This is a genomic window from Nitrospinota bacterium (assembly GCA_029881495.1).
Taxonomy (GTDB): Bacteria; Nitrospinota_A; UBA7883; order JACRGQ01; family JACRGQ01; genus JAOUMJ01.
Genome location: JAOUMJ010000064.1, coordinates 1 through 2,245 on the forward strand (window position 1 = coordinate 1; position 2,245 = coordinate 2,245).

General features: G+C 44.8%; 2 protein-coding genes. One reads left to right on the top strand and one right to left on the bottom strand.

The window, feature by feature from the left end:
• On the bottom strand, positions 1-1,051 hold a 1,051-nt coding region (locus OEY64_13280), incomplete at its 3' end, for an integrase family protein (GenBank protein ID MDH5543915.1).
• Between the two features lie 466 nt (positions 1,052-1,517).
• On the opposite strand from OEY64_13280, the gene OEY64_13285 reads away from it, so the two are divergent.
• Positions 1,518-2,245 (top strand): DUF6531 domain-containing protein (locus OEY64_13285; protein MDH5543916.1); only part of this gene is annotated, 728 nt, incomplete at its 3' end.

Genomic DNA, 2,245 nt, shown 5'->3' on the forward strand with positions numbered 1-2,245 from the left:
TGAACTGCTTCCTGTATTCAGTTATGTGACCGCCGTCATTACCCGGAAAAACATATGGATTGCCTGCTACCCTGTTTTCATACCTTCTCTTGAACAGCTTGAATAAATAATCTGACATGGGCAATGTGTGAGCCTCACTGTTCTTTGTATCCCATGCGGTAAATGTTTTGCTCGTGAAATTGAGATCTACCAATTTGATTCTTGCCGCCTCCAGCTTTCGAAATCCAGATAACAGAATAAGCAAAAAATAATCCCGTAATACGTTTGCCCTTGTTGAGATGCTGTTTTCCTTTAGATCAATCACCGCTTTATAAAAATCAGGCAACTCTTCACGCTTAAGCAATCTGGTTTTGCGTTTGTCCCGGTACCACCCCTTAAGGTCAGAGAGTCCTGACACCACAGGATTTACTAAAAACACAGGAATGCCATCAGCAGTTTTAAAACGTCTCATTGCGAAATTAATAACAGCTCTTAGTATCCGCATCGCATAATTTGCCTGGGCTTCACCAGCGCTACTTGCTCCGATTTCGGTATGCCGCTTAATAACCATTTCTGTAGTGATCAATTCCAGATTTTTATCTGCCCAGTCTCCAAAATAGCGGTTAAACATCCACTCATAACTATGAATGGTTCTCGGCTTCATACTTTTTCTGATTTCCATGTAGGAGTTGAAAGCTTCCCCAAGAGTTATTTTTCGAATTTTGAGGCGGTCCTCTTCCACTTTAGGATCCTTCCCCATGGCCATACCTAAAAGTAACTCCTGAGCGCGAACCCTTGCCTGGTCTGGCGTAAAAACCCCGTACGATCCTATTGTCCTCTTTACAAGTTTCCCATTAATTCTACGCAATACGATGAAAACCTTTTTCCCTTTACCAACCCGGAGGCCGAAACCTATAATATTGGCATCCCAATAGTGACATTGACGATTTGTAGAGAAAGGGATTTTGTCTATGGTGGATTTTGTGAGCTTTAGTTTATTATTGCTTATCATCTTTTTAGGTAACGTATGGGTAACAGTTCCATTGTTAAACATCCTATTCGGGGAAACCATGTACCAAGTACTACATCATAATTAATTGATATTCAATCCCCATATATTTCGGTACATACCGGTAAAACTTTATATTCCGGATTCCTAATCTGGAGGTCGCGTGTTCGAATCACGCCGAGGCCACCATTAAATCTACTTATATAATGAAGTTACCACTTCGCACTTCCAGATGCCGTAATCGAAAATTCAACGTCCGCACACAATTCTTCGTCAAATATGCAACAACCCAAATATTCAATCACTTGGCTATGGCATTCTAAAAAGATATCCACAACTAAGCCTTGCCTCATGGGTGGGTAGCCGAAAGGACTATTTTCATTTCACCAGTTTTAAATTAAGGTGAAGAAAAGTTTAGAGGCGCTTTGGTACTGCTATTTAATGGCTCAATGCACCGCTGCTTCGCGCTAAATCTACAATTAAATAGCATCACCGCCGGGTGAGCGAAAATAAATATATGGGGGTAAACATGACTGTCGATGGGACCATTACAGAACAGACAAATCATCAATATTCTGAAATTCTCTTAAAACCAAAACAAAAAAACGGATTACAGCTGACGGCATTCATCGTCGTGCTCTTCGCGTCATTTATTGTCGCCCTCCCCTCCGCCTCGGCGAATTACCCCAACATAGGCTCCGTTACCCTTACCGAAATCGGGCAGTCAGGGGCTTTTGATGTGTCAAGCTCTGGTTGCGGATGGACAGGCACTGCGGTCTCTACAAATTCAGGCGTTGCGACCGTCTCCCCCACGGCAATTTCCGCCACCGGAAATCAGACATTCTCTGTCACAGCCGTAGAAGGTGGCGACACCGCTATAACTGTTACATACGCACAGGATGGAAATCCTGTTACAGATGAGTTGGGTTATACAATTCCATGCGACCTATCCGGCAGTATCACCATCTTTATATATGTTGATCTCCCGCTCACCCCGGTCGGTGGTAGCGGTTCCGATTTCCCCGACGCGGGGACGGACGGCGACCCGGTAAATACACATACAGGTGAGCTATTCTTCACCGAACCGCCCGACATAAACCTCGGCGGTCCGCTACCTTTGAGGTTTCAGCGCTACTATGCCTCCAAGCTGAGAGTAGCGGGAATTGGCGGTTCGCTCGGCAACAACTGGAGGCACAACTTCGAGTGGAGCATCCACTGGACCGGGAACCTCCTCTCACTTGTAAACGACAAGGGGAA